This is a genomic window from Lacticaseibacillus jixiensis (genome assembly GCF_042847315.1).
In the GTDB taxonomy this organism is placed as follows: domain Bacteria; phylum Bacillota; class Bacilli; order Lactobacillales; family Lactobacillaceae; genus Lacticaseibacillus; species Lacticaseibacillus jixiensis.
This window is the reverse complement of sequence record NZ_BAAFPR010000004.1, coordinates 66565-82280: the sequence shown is the minus strand read 5'-3', so window position 1 is coordinate 82280 and position 15716 is coordinate 66565. Positions and strand designations below refer to the sequence as shown.

14 protein-coding genes are annotated in these 15716 nt (G+C 52.7%); 2 read left to right on the top strand and 12 right to left on the bottom strand.

What is annotated here, in order from left to right; all coding sequences use genetic code 11:
• Window positions 1-2: 2 nt before the first annotated feature.
• From nadB to ACGG90_RS03730, 4 genes are all read right to left on the bottom strand, one after another.
• Complete coding sequence (nadB, locus tag ACGG90_RS03745; RefSeq protein WP_390406029.1) at window positions 3-1454, bottom strand: L-aspartate oxidase; 1452 nt, start codon at window positions 1452-1454, stop codon at window positions 3-5.
• Window positions 1455-2059: 605 nt separating this feature from the next.
• Window positions 2060-3373 carry a polysaccharide deacetylase family protein gene (locus ACGG90_RS03740; protein WP_390406027.1) on the bottom strand — a complete coding sequence of 438 codons (1314 nt, stop codon included), beginning with the start codon at window positions 3371-3373 and terminating at the stop codon, window positions 2060-2062.
• A gap of 119 nt (window positions 3374-3492) precedes the next feature.
• Window positions 3493-4059, bottom strand: coding sequence for a hypothetical protein (locus tag ACGG90_RS03735; RefSeq protein ID WP_390406024.1), 567 nt, complete (start codon window positions 4057-4059; stop codon window positions 3493-3495).
• A gap of 83 nt (window positions 4060-4142) precedes the next feature.
• On the bottom strand, window positions 4143-4835 hold the full coding sequence (locus ACGG90_RS03730) for a 2,3-diphosphoglycerate-dependent phosphoglycerate mutase (protein WP_390406021.1): 693 nt from the start codon (window positions 4833-4835) through the stop codon (window positions 4143-4145).
• A 132-nt stretch (window positions 4836-4967) separates the two neighbouring features.
• Between ACGG90_RS03730 and ACGG90_RS03725 the strand changes: the two genes are divergently transcribed.
• Entirely contained in the window at window positions 4968-5171 is a 204-nt protein-coding gene (locus ACGG90_RS03725) for a hypothetical protein (protein WP_390406019.1), read from the top strand.
• 181 nt (window positions 5172-5352) lie between these two features.
• Complete coding sequence (locus tag ACGG90_RS03720) at window positions 5353-6573, top strand: L-lactate MFS transporter (RefSeq protein ID WP_390406016.1); 1221 nt, start codon at window positions 5353-5355, stop codon at window positions 6571-6573.
• Window positions 6574-7001: 428 nt separating this feature from the next.
• Here the strand turns inward: ACGG90_RS03720 and ACGG90_RS03715 are convergent, their stop codons facing one another.
• The 8 genes from ACGG90_RS03715 to ACGG90_RS03680 form a co-directional block, all read right to left on the bottom strand.
• Window positions 7002-8039, bottom strand: a complete 1038-nt coding sequence (locus ACGG90_RS03715; protein ID WP_390406014.1) for an AI-2E family transporter — start codon at window positions 8037-8039, stop codon at window positions 7002-7004.
• A 117-nt stretch (window positions 8040-8156) separates the two neighbouring features.
• Window positions 8157-8849, bottom strand: coding sequence for a class A sortase (locus tag ACGG90_RS03710; protein WP_390406012.1), 693 nt, complete (start codon window positions 8847-8849; stop codon window positions 8157-8159).
• 80 nt (window positions 8850-8929) lie between these two features.
• Window positions 8930-9670, bottom strand: coding sequence for a DNA/RNA nuclease SfsA (gene sfsA / locus ACGG90_RS03705; protein WP_390406010.1), 741 nt, complete (start codon window positions 9668-9670; stop codon window positions 8930-8932).
• A gap of 55 nt (window positions 9671-9725) precedes the next feature.
• Complete coding sequence (locus tag ACGG90_RS03700; RefSeq protein WP_390406008.1) at window positions 9726-10187, bottom strand: universal stress protein; 462 nt, start codon at window positions 10185-10187, stop codon at window positions 9726-9728.
• Window positions 10188-10928: 741 nt separating this feature from the next.
• Window positions 10929-12188: a carboxylate--amine ligase gene (locus ACGG90_RS03695; RefSeq protein ID WP_390406005.1), complete on the bottom strand. Its 1260-nt coding sequence runs from the start codon at window positions 12186-12188 to the stop codon at window positions 10929-10931.
• Window positions 12189-12383: 195 nt separating this feature from the next.
• Window positions 12384-13424 carry a PTS transporter subunit IIC gene (locus ACGG90_RS03690; RefSeq protein ID WP_390406003.1) on the bottom strand — a complete coding sequence of 347 codons (1041 nt, stop codon included), beginning with the start codon at window positions 13422-13424 and terminating at the stop codon, window positions 12384-12386.
• A 13-nt stretch (window positions 13425-13437) separates the two neighbouring features.
• The gene (locus tag ACGG90_RS03685) at window positions 13438-14430 is read right to left on the bottom strand and encodes a D-2-hydroxyacid dehydrogenase (RefSeq protein WP_390406000.1); all 993 of its coding nucleotides are present in this window, start codon (window positions 14428-14430) and stop codon (window positions 13438-13440) included.
• Between the two features lie 310 nt (window positions 14431-14740).
• Window positions 14741-15388: a PASTA domain-containing protein gene (locus ACGG90_RS03680; RefSeq protein ID WP_390405998.1), complete on the bottom strand. Its 648-nt coding sequence runs from the start codon at window positions 15386-15388 to the stop codon at window positions 14741-14743.
• Between the last annotated feature and the right edge of the window lie 328 nt (window positions 15389-15716).

Sequence of the window (15716 nt, the reverse complement as noted above, 5' to 3'; positions counted from 1 at the left end):
CACTAGGCCTCCTTGAGATAATGCGCCCCGAGGCTGCGCGGTTCTTGTAAGGCAGCTTCGGCGATCAGTTGACTGCATAACGCGAGGTTCAAACACGGCAAGTCTTTGGTGGCAACAGTTTGTGCCGGCTGGTCGACGTCATATTGGCTCAGCCAAGTCAGAAAGTCTTGCATGCCTTGCTTGGTGCGCTCAACGCCTAACATGGCCCAAGCATGCTGCTGCAAGTCGCTTAACGCCGGCAAGTGAGCCGGCTGATATTGCGGCGTGGCGGCTTGTGGTGCCGCTTGCTGATGCGCTGGAGCAGCTTGGATGCTTAACGCCGCTTTATCAGCAGACACCAAACAATCCAGCAAGGAATTCGAAGCTAGGCGGTTGGCGCCGTGCACGCCGTTGCAAGCCACTTCGCCCACAGCCCACAAGCCTTCAAGCGACGTTTGGGCATTCAAATCGGTGTCGACGCCGCCCATCATGAAGTGCGCGCCTGGCTGCACGGGAATGCGCATGGTGCGCCGCCAAGGAATATCGTGATTATCGAGGTTTTCGGCAACCCCTGGAAAATGCTTGGCAAAATCTGCCACCCGAGAGATATCCAAGAACACATGATGCCCGGCTGCCATGGCTGCTGTTAAATGCCGCGCCACCACGTCGCGCGGCGCCAAATCTTTATGCGGCACATTGACCATGATCGGGGCACTGTTTTCATCCACTAAAATCGCCCCGGCGCCGCGGATCGCTTCAGTGATCAAGCCAAAGCAGCGATGATCAATGGTCAACAAGGTTGGGTGAAATTGCACAAACGCCATGTCATGCAGCTTCACACCGGCACGTGCCGCCAAAGCGATTCCGTCGCCGGTGACGGTGTGATCGTTGGTGGTCAGAGTATACAAATTGCCTAACCCGCCGCTAGCCAACACCACCGCATCAGCCGTTAAGCTTTGTTGGGTGTCGTCTTGCACATTGCGCACCACCACGCCGGTGCAGCGGCCGCCATCTTGTTGCAAAGCCACCGCGGCGGTGTGTTCTTGCCAAGTCACATTGTGCAGCAACGATTGCACAAAGCTCGTCACTGCCGCGCCGGTGCGATCACCATTGGCATGCAGCACGCGATGGAAGCTGTGTGCGCCTTCCAAGCCGAAGTTCAACGTGCCGTCAGGATTGCGGTCAAACGCCATCCCTTTATCGATCAAGTCTTGCACCAGCTTAGGACCGGTGGTGACCAATTGTTCAACGGCGTCCGTGCGGTTATGGAACACGCCAGCTTTAAGCGTGTCTTCTTCATGCACCTTGGGACTGTCGCCAGGATCAAGCGCCGCAGCGATCCCGCCTTGCGCCAACATCGAATTGCTGTCAGCTTTGCCGCCTTTAGTTACGATCGTCACATCACAATTGTCTTGTAAGCGGCTGGCCAAATAGCACCCTGCCAAACCACCACCAATGATCACAACACGTTTCATAGGAGCCTCCATGAATATTAGTCAAATAAACTTTAATGTAGGAAATAAAAAAAGATGTCCAGACACCATAAAGTATTTGTACACCTTTACACAGAGAAAAGCAAATTATTTATAAAACCAGAGCGGAGCAGCCCACGATTAGCGGTTGATATAAGACCACTACTTGCCAGGCAGGCTCGGACAGGTGAAGCTCCGGTGCGTGGGGCAAGCGTCGGCGCAGGCGGTGCGGCCGGCTGCAACCGCGCGACTAGCTCCGCTGCGCTCCACGTCGCCACGCGTTTTCCGCCTAAATTCAGAGCCAGGCGCTCGCTTTGCTCGCCTGCCCGTCTCTGAATTTGCCGCGCTCAATGCAGCAAGCCAAGCAAAGCCCGCTTGTCTCACTGCATTGAGCGTTTCACGGCCTGACCGACGCTTGCCCCGCGCACCTGCGCTTCACCTGTCCTACAATATTCGAATCGGGAGATTAAACAATCGATACTCAAAATACTCACAAATCGAAGATCCCCGCTAATTGACCAATGATGTCGATCGTTGCTCAATGCGACTTGACGGCCAAATCAACGAACTAGTACGAAGTAAACAAGTCAGTGCTGGCATTGCTTTATTCACTCAATCGGCCGATGGTCGCCTACGCCAAAGTATTGCTCGTGCGGCAGCAGTTGCGTGCCTAACAGTTGTGACACGGTCACGAAGCGATAGCCTTGCGCTTGCAAGCCTTTGATAATTGCCGGCAACGCGGCGACGCTTTGGGGATGAATGTCGTGCATCAAGATGATGCTGCCAGGATATGTCGCATGAGTCACCCGCGAAACGATCGGTGCCACTTGCGTCGTGGTCCAATCGCGTGAATCGATCGACCATTGGATCGCCGGCAGCGCCACACCGGCATCATGCGCCTTGTCCATGGCGCCATATGGAGGCCGCAGCAGCGTCGGCAGCTTGCCGGTGGCTTCATATAGCGTCGCCAACGATTGATCAACTTCGGCAACGGCTGCTTTAGGCGCCAAAGCGGCGATGTTTTCATGGTCATAAGTATGCGTGCCGACTTCATGGCCAGCAGCCACTTGGGCGGATAAGGCAGGATTTTGCGCCACTTGTTCGCCGAGCAAGAAGAATGTCGCTTGGACATGGAACTTGGCCAGTGTGTTGAGGATCTGCGGCGTGGTTTGCGGATTCGGCCCATCGTCAAAAGTCAACGCCACTAGCTTCTGCTTAGCATCAGCGACTGTTGCTTGCCCTTGGTGCCACTTGCTTAAATAGCTGCTGATGGCAGTTAAGGGAATGTCAACAGCTTTGATCTGCAGCGGATTAGCTGCTGGGTATATGGTGAGGGTTTTGGCGCTAACGGTCAGATTCGTCGCCTGGCGATTTTTCAGCCAGGTGATGGCTTGGGCCTGCTTGAGCTGATCGGCACTTAAATGCTTGCCATCGGCCACTTGCTTAAGCGCGCGATAATTCACCGCTTGCAATTCGGCATCGGTATTCAACAAGCTGCCTGCGGTTAAGATTTCGGCGGTTTTGGTATTCACATTAACCGGCTTGAGCGCTTGTTTCTTCACCAGCTTGGTGGTGCCGTTTTTAACTTGATAAACTTGCACGCTTGGGGTGAGCTGCCAATAGTCCGCTTGCAAGGGATGGCCGGTGAATGTGACATACGCCGCTGCAGCCTTGGCTTTGCCCAAAGCTTTGGCAGCGGCAGCTTGATATGGCGCTGCTTTCACCAAAGCTTTCCCATTGGCCGTTTGCGGCATCAGGATATGTATCCGCTTTCCTGCGTTCGTACTCGAACTGTGCGCAAAAATTGCCCGTTGCGCCTTCAATAACGGCTTAGTTTGCGACTGCACTGCCGGTTGTGCTTTGTGACACCCAGCCAATAAGCCGATCAATGCCAGGCCTGCCACCCACTGATAATACTTCATGATCTCCTCCTGTAATCATCGCACCCATACGACGTTTAGCTACATTATGAGCGAGCAGCCCGCCGCACACAACTACAGATTACAAAAAAAGCTTTCGCCTCAGCGAAAGCCTGTCTCTCTTAATTGTCTCCGTAGCGTTCATACGCGCAAAATGCGGTATAGCCTTGTTGTTGCGCTTGCGCCAAAGTCATCGGCGTGCCGCCGCCGAAGCGCTGCAAGCCGCGACAGTTGGGATCTTTGTGATAGCGGCCTTTAATGGCAGTGTTGATATACACCGTTTCTTGTTGGCCGGTTTGCGGCACTGGCTGGTATTGATAATTGCGCGTCGTCGAGCTGGCTTGCGCCGGGCGCGGATCTTGGTATTGATCCGTCGTGCCAGTGCTTTGACTGGCGGCAGCGGTTGAATCAGCCGCACTTGCGGCTGCCTGATCGTCTGTCGTACTTTGACTCACACTGGATGCTGTTGTCGCGTCACTGCTTTGACTGAAGCTGGAAGCGGTCGTTTCGCTGCTTTCAGTTGCGGCATCGTCGACGCTTTCGTCATCGGCTGTATAATATTCTGCCGTTTCTTCATCGGCGTCACCACTATCCGCTGCGGTATCGCCACAGCCGGCCAACAACAACACCGATAACGTTGCCGCCAGCAGGACCAAGCCGGCAAGCCACCCTTTGTTTAACTTCTTCACACGTCATTCCCCCATTTTGTCGTAAAAAAAACACGCCTGCATCACTGCAGACGTGGCGTCTGGCTCATTGAGTCAGGTGTAAATTATTTGCCGAGCTTGGTCTTGTCTTGCACTTCAAGCTTGTCGTTGAAAGTGTAGACAACTGGTTCGCCGGTAGCCATTTCCAAGTTGATGATATCTTCATCGGAAATGTTTTCGATGTACTTGGTCAAGGCACGCAAGGAGTTACCATGCGCTGCGATGATGACGTTCTTGCCAGCCAACAGATCTGGGGCAATGTGGTCTTCCCAGAATGGGATAACGCGTTCGAGCGTAACTTTGAGGTTTTCGCCACCTGGCACAATGCGTGGGTCCAAGTTAGCGTAACGACGGTCTTGGGCTGCAGAGCCTTCGTCGTCAGCGCTCAAAAGAGGAGGCAAGACATCGTAAGAACGACGCCAGATGTGCACTTGTTCGTCGCCCCACTTCTTAGCTGCTTCAGCCTTGTTTTGGCCTTGTAAAGCGCCATAGTGGCGTTCGTTCAAGCGCCAAGTCTTCGTTTCTGGAACCCAAAGTTGATCGGATTCTTCCAGTGCAAAGTGCAGCGTCTTGATCGCACGGGTCAAAACGGAGGTGTAAGCTTGGTCGAATTCAAGGCCGGCTTCTTTGATCTTGCGACCAGCCGCCTTTGCTTCTTCAACACCTTTGTCGCTTAAGTTAACGTCGACCCAGCCAGTGAACTGGTTAGACAGGTTCCATTCACTTTGACCGTGACGGATAAGCACTAATTTAGCCATCTAGAGATTACCTCGCTTAATATTTTTAGTATCAATTCATGATACCACATCTCACGATAAACGCGACGCCAATTGCAAAGTTTGCTATGATGAAAGCGGACCCTTTTCAGGAAATGACTCACGGAGGCTCACATGCGCAAAATTTGGCTCGTGGTGTTGGGGCTATGGCTGCTCAGCATCGTTTATTTCATGGTTTACGTTAACTCATTGACCTTACACACTTTAGTCGATACCAGCGGTTTCTGGTCAGCGGTGCACATTGCAGCGGATCTGGTACTGATTGGCGGCGGCTTTGCGTTGATCTTGCATTTGATCAACATCATTCGCCGCCATTAAACACAAGATCGCTAGTCGGATTACTTGTGCATAACTATCTCAGCTAAGGAAAACCGCGATAATTCGCGGTTTTCCTATTTTTTCGATGCCTTGCGTGAAAATATCAATCGATTATACTGAAAACACGCACAACTAGTGCAAATATTTTGGAAATCGTTCGATAATTCAAGGAGGACTCAAATTGCGAATCAATCGGTATGTTGTCGCAAGCGCCGGGATCATTTTCCATTTGATGATCGGCTCAGTATACGCCTGGAGCGTCTACACCCAAGAGATCCATGCCCAAACGCACTGGAATGAATCAGCCATCACTTTCGCCTTCAGCTTGGCCATCTTGTTTCTTGGCACTTCCGCGGCGTTTGCCGGCAAGCTCGTGGAACGCTTCGGCCCACGCGTCACCGGGACCATTGCCAGCTTCTGTTATGGATCAGGCACTGTGTTGACTGGCGTGGCGATCGCCAGCCACCAATTGTGGTTATTGTATCTGGCTTATGGCGTGCTTGGCGGGTTGGGTTTAGGCTTTGGCTATGTGACGCCGGTGTCGACGATCATCAAGTGGTTTCCTAAACACCGCGGCATCGCCACCGGCTGTGCGATCATGGGCTTTGGCTTTGCGGCGATGCTGACGAGTCCGGTGGCGCGCATGTTGATGGATCACATCGGTGTGGTGGCCACCTTCTATTCGCTAGGGGCTGGGTATTTTGCCGTGATGCTGTTGTGTGCGCAGTTCATTCGCCCGCCAAAGCATGCGGCCCAAACGTCGGCTGATCACGCTGGGGTCAACTTAATGGGCGGCCAAGCACTTACCGCCAATCAAGCGGTCAAAACACGTGAGTTCGCCATGTTATGGCTGATGTTGTTCATCAACATCACCTGCGGCATCGGCTTAGTCGCTGCGGCTTCACCAATGGCGCAAAGCCAAACAGCCATGACGCCAGGCACCGCGGCCTTAATGGTCGGGATCATCGGCGTTTTCAACGGCTTAGGCCGCTTGTTGTGGGCCAGCGCATCAGATTACTTGGGCCGGCCCAACACGTTTTCTGTGGTGTTCTTGGTGATGGGCAGCTTGATGTTAGCCTTGTTGGTGATCCACACGCCGGTTTTGTTCATGATCGCCATGTGTGTGATCTTGTCCGGTTACGGGGCCGGATTCTCAGTGGTGCCGGCTTATTTAAGCGATGTATTCGGCACCAAAGAACTTGGCGCCATTCACGGCTATGTGCTCACCGCTTGGGGCGCCGCCGGCATGGTGGGGCCGTTGGTATTGTCTTTCACACACCAGCTCACCGGCAGCTACACGATCACCTTGATCGTTTTCGCCGTACTTGAAGCCATCGCCTTGACCATGTCTGTGGTGATCCGCAAAGCCTTCATCCCTGCCGGGCAAACCAGCGAGAACTAATGTTGTAAAGGGCCGGCCAGGCATTGCTACGCGGCGTGGGGAAAGCGTCAGCGCAAGCGGCGCGGCCGGTTCCAACCGCGCTGCTAGCTCCGCTTCGCTCCACGTCGCTGCGCGTTTTCCACCTAAGTTCTGAGCCCGCATCGCTTTGCTCAGCGCGGTCTCAGAACTTGCCGCAATCAGCGCAGTAAGCCAAGCAAAGCCCGTTTGGCTTACTGCGCTGATTGTTTCGCGGCTTGACTGACACTTTCCCCACGCCGCTGCGCAACTCCTGCCCTACGTCATTCATGACGAGCCAGACAAGGATTAGATAAGCGTGATCGGCTAACAGCATAACCTGAACCGAATTCAAAAGGTACGGGCGACCGATTTACCCCAAGAATAAGGCAAGGCCCTGCACCTAACGCAAGGCCTTGCCTTATTTTGCCGGCTTAATCGTCGTCGATTTTCTTAACGCCGATGATATCCAACAAGAACGTGAAAATTGGGATCCCAACGATCAACCCCCAAGTGCCAAACAACTCTTCACCAGCCAACAACACCACAAACGTAAAGAAAATCGGCAACTTGGTGCGGCTGGACATTAGTTGCGGGTTCAACACATACGCTTCTAATGCATGGATCACCAAGATCATGATCACGATCGTCGCCACACCTTGCAAACCGTCCACGGTGAAGGCGATGATCGCCAGCGGAACCGTCGAAATAAACGCCCCAGCCACTGGGATCAGCGACAAGATGAACACCATCACTGCCAGCGTCGGAATGTTCGGCATTTTCAAGAAGATCAAGGTGATGGTCGTGATCGTGGTGTTGACAATGGCGATGATGATCTGCGCTTCGATCACGACGCCGAATGTGTCGATGAACTTGTCGGCGAAGAACTTCAAATCGGCGAAATACCAGCCAAAAGGCGACGCCAGAAACTGGCGGCCGAATTTCTTGACGGTGTCGATTTCCACCGTGAAGAAGAAGCTCAATAACAACGACAACACAAACGTCACCACCATGCCGCCTAGCGACCCGGCGTATTGCAGCACCGCCGCGACCCAATGCTGGATCTGCGTTTTCAAATTCATCTGGTCGATGGATTTCAACACCCACTGAATGGTTTCATTATGCGCAAAATGTCCGCTGTAATAAAATTCCAACACCGAGTTAAACGAATTCACCGACTGCTTGATGATCTCCGGCACATAATGAATCGCCGCATACATCACCCCCGCCACCACCAACAAATATAGCGGCGCCACCACGACTACCGCGCGCACCGGCACCCGCCGGCGCACTGCGTTGATCACCCGCGTCACCAAGAAGGAGAAGATGAACGTCAACAAAATGGTGCTCATCACGCTGCGTGCAAACCACAAAACCAGAAATACCGTCGCCAAAACCACAGTCCGCCTAAGTGGCGTGTGGCGCAAGAATTTATCGTAAGTCACTGATCGTCCTCCATATCTACGCCACATTATATCAGATAATTCCCCGCCGCCACATCAAAATGCCCACGAACAAAATGACCGGTACTTGAAGCCCACTATTTGCGGGTTTCAAGTACCGGTCACAATCGATTGGCGCCATTAAGTTTAGTTAAAGACTGCCAAGGTCGTTTTATTCGCAGGCTGTGTGTCGCTTAAGGTGCCTTGCACCACAATGCGATTGGTTTCGCCTTCAGTCGCAGAAGCACAAGTGATCAGCGTCACCAAAGACTTGCCAGCCACATCGTTGATCCATTGGACCTGAGTTTCATCGACAGTGGTTTTGGTGGTGATGTCGTAAGTGTAAACCTTCGACATATCCGTTAAGTAGATCTTCTGGCCCACTGCCGCATTCTTCAACGGCGAAAACAAGATCCCTTTGTTGGTCATGTAATGTCCTGCCAAAGCATAGTTGCCGCTGCCCATTTGCTGGTCGGCTTTCATGGTGCCGGCACCGGTGGACAGATTCTCATTGGAAAGGCCTAACAATACCGGCAGCTTCATGTTCACCGCCGGCACGGCGATCTTGCCAATCGCATTCTTATACGTCGCGCTGGTGGCAGCTTTGGCAACTTGGCTGACGCCTAAAGGTTTGACGGCTTTAAAATCGAAGTTGCCTTTTTGCTTCTGGTTCTTCTTGACGGCATTCTTGTCGATTTTTTGCATCGTTTGTTGGCCGATATGATCAACCACGAATAACTTGATCGGTTCGTTGAACACCAAGGCCAAGCCGATGATCAAACCCAACACCAACAGCGTGCGCTTCAACCAACCTGAGTGTTGTGCATGTTTTTTTGCCATGTGCCACCTCCTGGCCATCATTTTACACTGTTTGCACCTGCGACTCAACTGCCTGAGACAAACCGCTGCAGCGGGCTTTGTCAGCCGTCGTTTTCCGGATATGTATCAACTTCGGTAAACGGCAGTGTCTCATCAAACAGCAACGGCTCAGCCAGCGTGATGTGATCGGCACCAACGTCACACCCCAGCGCCAACACCTGCACGCCTTGGGCTTTGGCCTGGCTGATCGCCGGTGCCAGCGGGGCGAAGCGCTCATGATAAATCGTTACCCGCTGAATGTCCGGCACTTGCACCACAAACACCAGAAAACTTGCAAAACCTTGGCCCTGTGCCTGCGTCAAGGTGTGGACATGCTTGAGCCCGCGCGTGGTTGGCGCATCAGGAAACGCCGCCAGCGTATGATTGGCCAGCGTCACGCCTTTGGTTTCGGCAAACCACTTGACACCTGCAGCGTCCACGCCGGCAAAATCCAGCCGTGAATCGCCCCAAGTCGTTTCCGGATGCACCGCCAACGGCTCCTGCAACCCCGGCAGCACCAAACTGCCATCGCGCAACGCCGCGTTGACCACGCGATTAGGCGCCAGGCTGTCAATATTGATCCAGCGGCCGTCGCGCTTGACCGCCAACACATCATAAGGCGTTTTGCGCGCGGGATTAGCGGCTTTGCGCAACGAGATCTCAAAACCTGCCACCAACAATTCCTTGTTGCGCCCAGTATTGGACAAATGCGCCGCCACAGTTTGCCCATTCAACGCGACTTGCACCGTGAAGCGGCTGATCCGCGCGATCACCCGCCCGATCACCACATGCTCGTATTGCATAAACTTCCCCCTTGCAAAAAGGCTTCGACCCTTGGTCGAAGCCTTGATAATGCTTTTAGCGCACGATGATCACAGACGCCTCGGCTTCACGCACGATTTCGCCTGCAACATGGCCAATGTGCAGCTTGCCGCGGCGGATATGCGACCCTAAGATGATCAGATCCGGCTTAAACGTCGGCAGCACCTCATCCAAGATCACATGCGCAGGCTTGCCTTCGCCGATCAACGGCTGAACATCTTGGGCCCCGAAAGCCTGCGCCTTCTCCACATATGTGTTCAAATGTGCGGCAATATCGCTGCGCCGATCACTTAACAGATCCGGCGACAACGATTGATAAATATTCAAGTCGCCGGTTTCCAACACCGAAACGATCCCCAACGGAATCGCGTAGATTTTCGCCAAAGTGCAGGCGTAATTGAACGCTTTTCTCGAGGATTCGTCGTCATCGTCGTCTACCGCCAACAAAAGGCGGTTGTAATGCATGGATTCAACTTCAAAATCGTCTTCAGTCACCATGTGAAGCCTCCTAAGTTTAGGTCATCCTAATTCAACGTCAATTATATGCGCTTGCGTGAGAACTTGCAACGAAATGGCTAAACCCCGCAGCGATCCCTTGCCCCAAAGGCAACGCCGCCAAGCCGCCAACAACTATTGCTGGATAATGTGGGTTAAACGGCGGCTGGGCCAATTGGTTCATGATACTTGCATATGACTTGCTTGATCTCGCGTATCTGGAAATGCGTCTAGGTCATTCATCCCACCACACTGCAAGATAACCAACTGCACGCCGTTGGTCCGCAATCCAATCAGTTATCCGCACCCTGCAACATTCATTTGTCACACCATACCATATCCGGCTTCAAGTACAGGAGGCCAGGCATTGCGTAGGCACGTGGGGAAAGCAACGGTCAGGCCGTGAAACGTGTGGTGTCGGGTGAGCCTCGCGTACTTTGCGAGGCTTACCCGACACCACACGCGGCAAGTTTCAAGACCCGCGTTGAGCGCAGCGATGCGGGGCTCGAAACTTAGGCGGAAAACGCGCGTTCCTCAGCGCGGTTGCAGCCGGCCGCACAGCCTGCGCCGTTGCTTTTTCCACGCGCCGAAGCAATGCCTGGCCGGGCTTTTTACGCTGTGGTCTTCGTCGAGCTGCGCAGCCCAACGCGATGTGTATAAGCTGTCCCGAGCTTATGGCAAAAACCGCCATTAGCTCAGGCCATCTTATACACATCGCTAAGTGCGGGCTGCTCCGCTCTGGTTTTAGGCGTCGCCTTTGTTTTCCGCGAAATATTGCTTATAGCGCCCAATATAGTTATGGAACATATACTTCATCAATACCCAGCGCTTCAAGCTCATGTCCTTATTATAAAACACCGTGGTGCCATAGCGGTTGGCGCCAATCAGTTTCAAGGCTTCTTGCTTATATTCATTATCCTTAGCGTAAGTCTTAAACACCGACTTTGGCACGCCCAGCCACAGTTGATGCTGGTTGGTTTCTTTGTTGCCATACACCGTATCGCGATTAGCTAATTCGCCAGTCACATAATCCAATACCGGCCATTGTGCCAAGTTATAACCATTAAGCGTCACAAAGAAGCTGGAGCGGCCTTGACGGATGTTGATTTCAAACAACTTGTAAGTATTGTCGCGTTCGTCATATTTCATGTCGAAGTTGGCAAAACCAGTGAATTTGATGTCTTCCAAGAACTTCTGCATCCGATCATACAAGTCTTGGTTATATTCCGGAATGATCGCCACATAGTTGCCGATCGCAGCAGGCGTCGGGTCTTCCAACAGCGGATGGCCCAGGCACATCATTTTGACCTTGTGGTGTTGGTCCACATACGCGTTAAGCACCCGCATGTGGCTGTCGTCGCCAGGCACGAAGTCTTGTAAGATCAAGTCGCTGGTGTAGCCGTTGTCGTAGATCTTGCCGATGATGGTGTTTAATTCGACTTGCGAATGGATCGTGAAAGCTTTCTTGCGGCCTTCAAAATGGATCAGCAGCCATTCAACGGAATTGGTTGGCTTCAACGCCACTGGAAAAGCAAACGGCGTTGAGATCTGAGCACCGGATTCGTACATCGCCTTGGTGATGATTTTGGTCTTCGGGTAAGGCAGATCATATTCGTCGCAGACTTGATAGAAACTTTTCTTGGAGTTCAAGCGCTTGAGCAAGTCGTAATCAACATATGGGCACACGAACGTCTTTTCCAGTTCTGGTTTATGTTTGGACACTAATTCAGCATAGCCGTCCCCGCAAGCGATCAAGATCTTCTTGCCGGGCTTGTCGGCATATTGCGCGGCGATTTGCTGCATGTGGTCGATAAACGTCGGGTCTGAGTCGAAATCTGGGATCAAATGAACATTCACGATCTTAGAAAAGCGCGTCGGCGCCAGCTGCACCTTGGCGTAAACATCGACGACTTGGCCGGTCAGTTCGTGAAATGACCGGGCCATGCCGTAAACGTTCATATCACTGCCTAATAGGACTGGGGTAAATTCGGGAATCTCTGACATTATTATCTCCTAATCTCACGCCTCACAAGCGGCGGTTTCATGTGGCATTATACCACGACTGGCGAGTGACTCAAAAGGGCCTAGGCCGATGCTTTCACCTGCGCCAAGAAAAGGCCTGCCAAACCGCAATGCGATTCAACAGGCCTTCCTTGTTATAAGGCAAGCGTCGAAAATAACGGACGTTTGCTAATATTCTTAAGCATAATTTAACGCAAAGTCGCTTGCATCTTGATAATGCCAAACTTTGGTGAACAGCAAGTGTGACACTAATGCCAACGCCACTGGGATCACCAAGAAAATCAGCGTCACTTCAATCAAGCTGCCTGCTGTGGTATGGCCGATGCCAGCCAACGCCGCCAGCGGCCCGATCAAGCCGGCAAAGCCAAACCCGGCGCTCATCGGCGTGCCTTGAATGTTGAACAAAGCGCCGATCCCGCCCATGATCCCGGCATTGATCAGAATCGGCAAGAACAATTTCGGCCGCGAGAAAATGTTGGCCATTTGCATTTTGGGCGAACCCAGGAAATGCGCAATCGATGTGCCAAAAGAATTCGCCGACCAACCATACACTGTCAAAGCAAATTGTGCCCCAACCACGCCGAGGTTGGCACTGCCGGCGCCGATGCCGGCTAAGGTAATGGCCGTGGCGATCCCAACAGTGGAAATTGGGCTAACGATCAACAGCCCAAAGTCCACGCCCATCAAGATCCCCATTAACAGCGGCTGCACCGTGGTGACGTCTTTGATCACCACACCAATGGCTTGCGTGAAGGCCGATACCGGCCCTAAGGTCAAATGCCCGATGCCGCCGGCGACTAACAACAGAATGCTTGGCATCAACAAGATGGTATAAGCTTTCAACGCGTTGCCTAACCATAAGATCAACACATAGCCTACCGCCAAGGTGATCCCGGTGTTGATGATATCGCCGGTACCAGCCAAGGTGAAGCCGGTTTTGGCCGCTTGCACATTACCAGCGCCGATCAGCGCCGCCAAAGCCAGCGAAGTGGTTTGAATCGGTGTAAACTTGGCCAACATCCCCACGCACACTGCAGACAACAGCGGCATCATGGTTTGCGCCGCGCCGGTGAATTGGGTGATAAACGCCAAGTGCGGGAAAGTCGGCAACAACGCGCCAACTAGCGAATTGAAAATCGCGCCTGGGATCAAAGCAACGATGATCCCAATGGACAAGCCATTGAGAATGTTCATGGTGACAGTTTTGGCATTGGTCATAAGCTGATTCTCCTTAAGCGGTGACTTCGTGTTCAGACTGGCCGCCATTGGCAATGGTATCAGCATCTTTCATGGCAATGGCAACCATATTGGCAACAGCTGGACGGGTGTAGAAGGCCATATGTGGGGAAACTGAAACATTAGGCATTTGCAAAAGCTTCAACAAGCGCGGATTCGGCACGGTTTTACCAGTTAGGTTATCGCCGAAGATCCCGTTTTCGTCTTCGATGGAATCAAGGCCGGCTGCGGCGATCGTTTTGTTCTCTAAGGCTTGGATCAAGGCTGTGGTATCCACAATCGGCCCGCGCGCGCAGTTAAGCAAGATCGCGGTTTTCTTCATCTTGGCCAAAGCATCGGCGTTGATTAAATGATGCGTGGTGTCATCAAGCGGCGTGTGCACCGTCACGATATCCGCCGTGCGCAGCAATTCGTCTTTATCCACATAAGTCAAGATATCAGATAATTCCGGCCGCTGGATCGGGTCGTTGGCGATCACGGTGGCCCCTAACGCATAGAACAGCCGCGCCACAGCAGAGCCGATCTTGCCGACACCGATAATGCCCACAGTCAGCGTGTGGATCTCATCGGCTTCCAAACCGCCCCAAGAATAGTCGCCTTGCAACATGCGGGCTTTGGATTCATTGAGATGGCGCACCAAGACCATGGCATGCGTCAGCGTCATTTCACCAACTGAACGCGGTGAGTATGCTGGCACATTGGTGACTTTCAGCCCATTAGCCGCAGCTGCCGCCAAATCGATGATGTCGTAACCGGTGATGCGCAAAGCCAGATGCTTGATGCCTTGTGCGGCGATCTTGGCATAGTCTTCTGCAGTCCCGATGGCACCATGTTGGGCCAAGCACAACACATCATGACCGGCTAAGCTGGGAATGTCTGCCGGGGTGAAATCGTGGCTGACCGTATCAACGGTGGCACCATATTTTTCGGCATTGGCCTTGATCGCAGCTTGTTCATCGGGACGGACAGAATACATTTGCACTTTCATAAATTGTTTCCTCCTCAGGAATATGTACAGGAAGCGACACCATAGAAAAACCCCGCAGTCATAATTGACTGCGGGGTTGAATGAGACGGTCCTCCGTCTGATTTAGCCACGCAGTCGATGAACGATCTGCGTGGGGCAAGCTCATCACAATGAGCTTCGCGCCAGACAGATCACTGTCTAAACGCGAAGCTAAACGCATTGCGGTTGTTTGCCCAAAGCTTAACCATAATGAGAACCTCCTAAGAAATTGATTAATGTTAGATTACCACTCACATGAGAATTGTCAACCGCAAATTCGCATTTGCCCGCCTCAGCGCGCTGACGAATAATCATCTGATTGGCTGTTTTGCTTAGGCACATCAATGATCTCGGCTTTGATCTGCTTGCGGGAATGCTTGTGCGGCACCACTTTCTTAGACAAGCCTGTTGTCGTCTGCACGAAGCTGTTGGCACCGCTAACCGTTCCTTGCTTGACCTTTTGCGCGATCGCCTTGGCAGAATCTTTGCGAATTTGGTTGCGGCGCGAAGCCTTGGCAACAAGTGCTTGACTGGCTGAAATCGTTGCCGCATCGACGTAATAGACTTTCACAAAGCTGCCGGCTGAAAGCACCTTGTTGGCCTTAGGCACGGTTTTGACGATGGTATCTGCTTTGGCTTGAGCTAAAGCTTTCGAAGGCTCGGCGACGACCAGCGCGTATTGCAAATCCAATCCCTCAAAAAGAGTCTGGGTCTGCACAAGGTTGAGCCCCTTGATATCAGGGACTGACACGTCATCACGATGCAATTTGCGGTGTTCATCCAGCTGATGGTTCGCCACATCAGCTGCCGCTGAAACCGCGTTGCCGACAATGTTGAGCGACTTGTCAAAAGTCTTGGCCAGCTTCGACACGCCTTTGGATTCGACCAGCTGATCTGTGGCCTTGATCAACTTATCCAGTTTACCTTTACTTGCTGCCATCAAGATCCCCCCTTGTAAGTGTTTCTGCTTTAATTATAGCATCCCCCAGATCAACATTGACAGCGCCCAAGCGGCTTGCGCTTTAAACGCAAAACACGACAAATACCCGATCAGCAGTGCGCATCGGGTATTTGTCGTGTTGAATTAAGCAACAAGCTTGGCTTTGATTTTCAACCAGCTGCGCAAGGCAACTCGTTGCGGTATAAGTACCCGGCGGTTACCCGTCGAGCAAATCATCTGTAGTACGTCCTTTATTTGCCTAGCGGTTAAGCTGAGGCTTCACAGCGAACAGCGCGCTGTCGCTCTGGACGAGCGGGTCAAAGCGCGA

Coding starts and splice junctions, on each gene's coding strand:
- ACGG90_RS03740 (WP_390406027.1), bottom strand. CDS start 3,373: ATGAAGTATTATCAGTGGGTGGCAGGCCTGGCATTGATCGGCTTATTG.
- ACGG90_RS03710 (WP_390406012.1), bottom strand. CDS start 8,849: ATGGCAAAAAAACATGCACAACACTCAGGTTGGTTGAAGCGCACGCTG.
- sfsA (WP_390406010.1), bottom strand. CDS start 9,670: ATGCAATACGAGCATGTGGTGATCGGGCGGGTGATCGCGCGGATCAGC.
- nadB (WP_390406029.1), bottom strand. CDS start 1,454: ATGAAACGTGTTGTGATCATTGGTGGTGGTTTGGCAGGGTGCTATTTG.
- ACGG90_RS03685 (WP_390406000.1), bottom strand. CDS start 14,430: ATGAAAGTGCAAATGTATTCTGTCCGTCCCGATGAACAAGCTGCGATC.
- ACGG90_RS03695 (WP_390406005.1), bottom strand. CDS start 12,188: ATGTCAGAGATTCCCGAATTTACCCCAGTCCTATTAGGCAGTGATATG.
- ACGG90_RS03725 (WP_390406019.1), top strand. CDS start 4,968: ATGCGCAAAATTTGGCTCGTGGTGTTGGGGCTATGGCTGCTCAGCATC.
- ACGG90_RS03715 (WP_390406014.1), bottom strand. CDS start 8,039: ATGTGGCGTAGATATGGAGGACGATCAGTGACTTACGATAAATTCTTG.
- ACGG90_RS03700 (WP_390406008.1), bottom strand. CDS start 10,187: ATGGTGACTGAAGACGATTTTGAAGTTGAATCCATGCATTACAACCGC.
- ACGG90_RS03690 (WP_390406003.1), bottom strand. CDS start 13,424: ATGACCAATGCCAAAACTGTCACCATGAACATTCTCAATGGCTTGTCC.
- ACGG90_RS03680 (WP_390405998.1), bottom strand. CDS start 15,388: ATGGCAGCAAGTAAAGGTAAACTGGATAAGTTGATCAAGGCCACAGAT.
- ACGG90_RS03730 (WP_390406021.1), bottom strand. CDS start 4,835: ATGGCTAAATTAGTGCTTATCCGTCACGGTCAAAGTGAATGGAACCTG.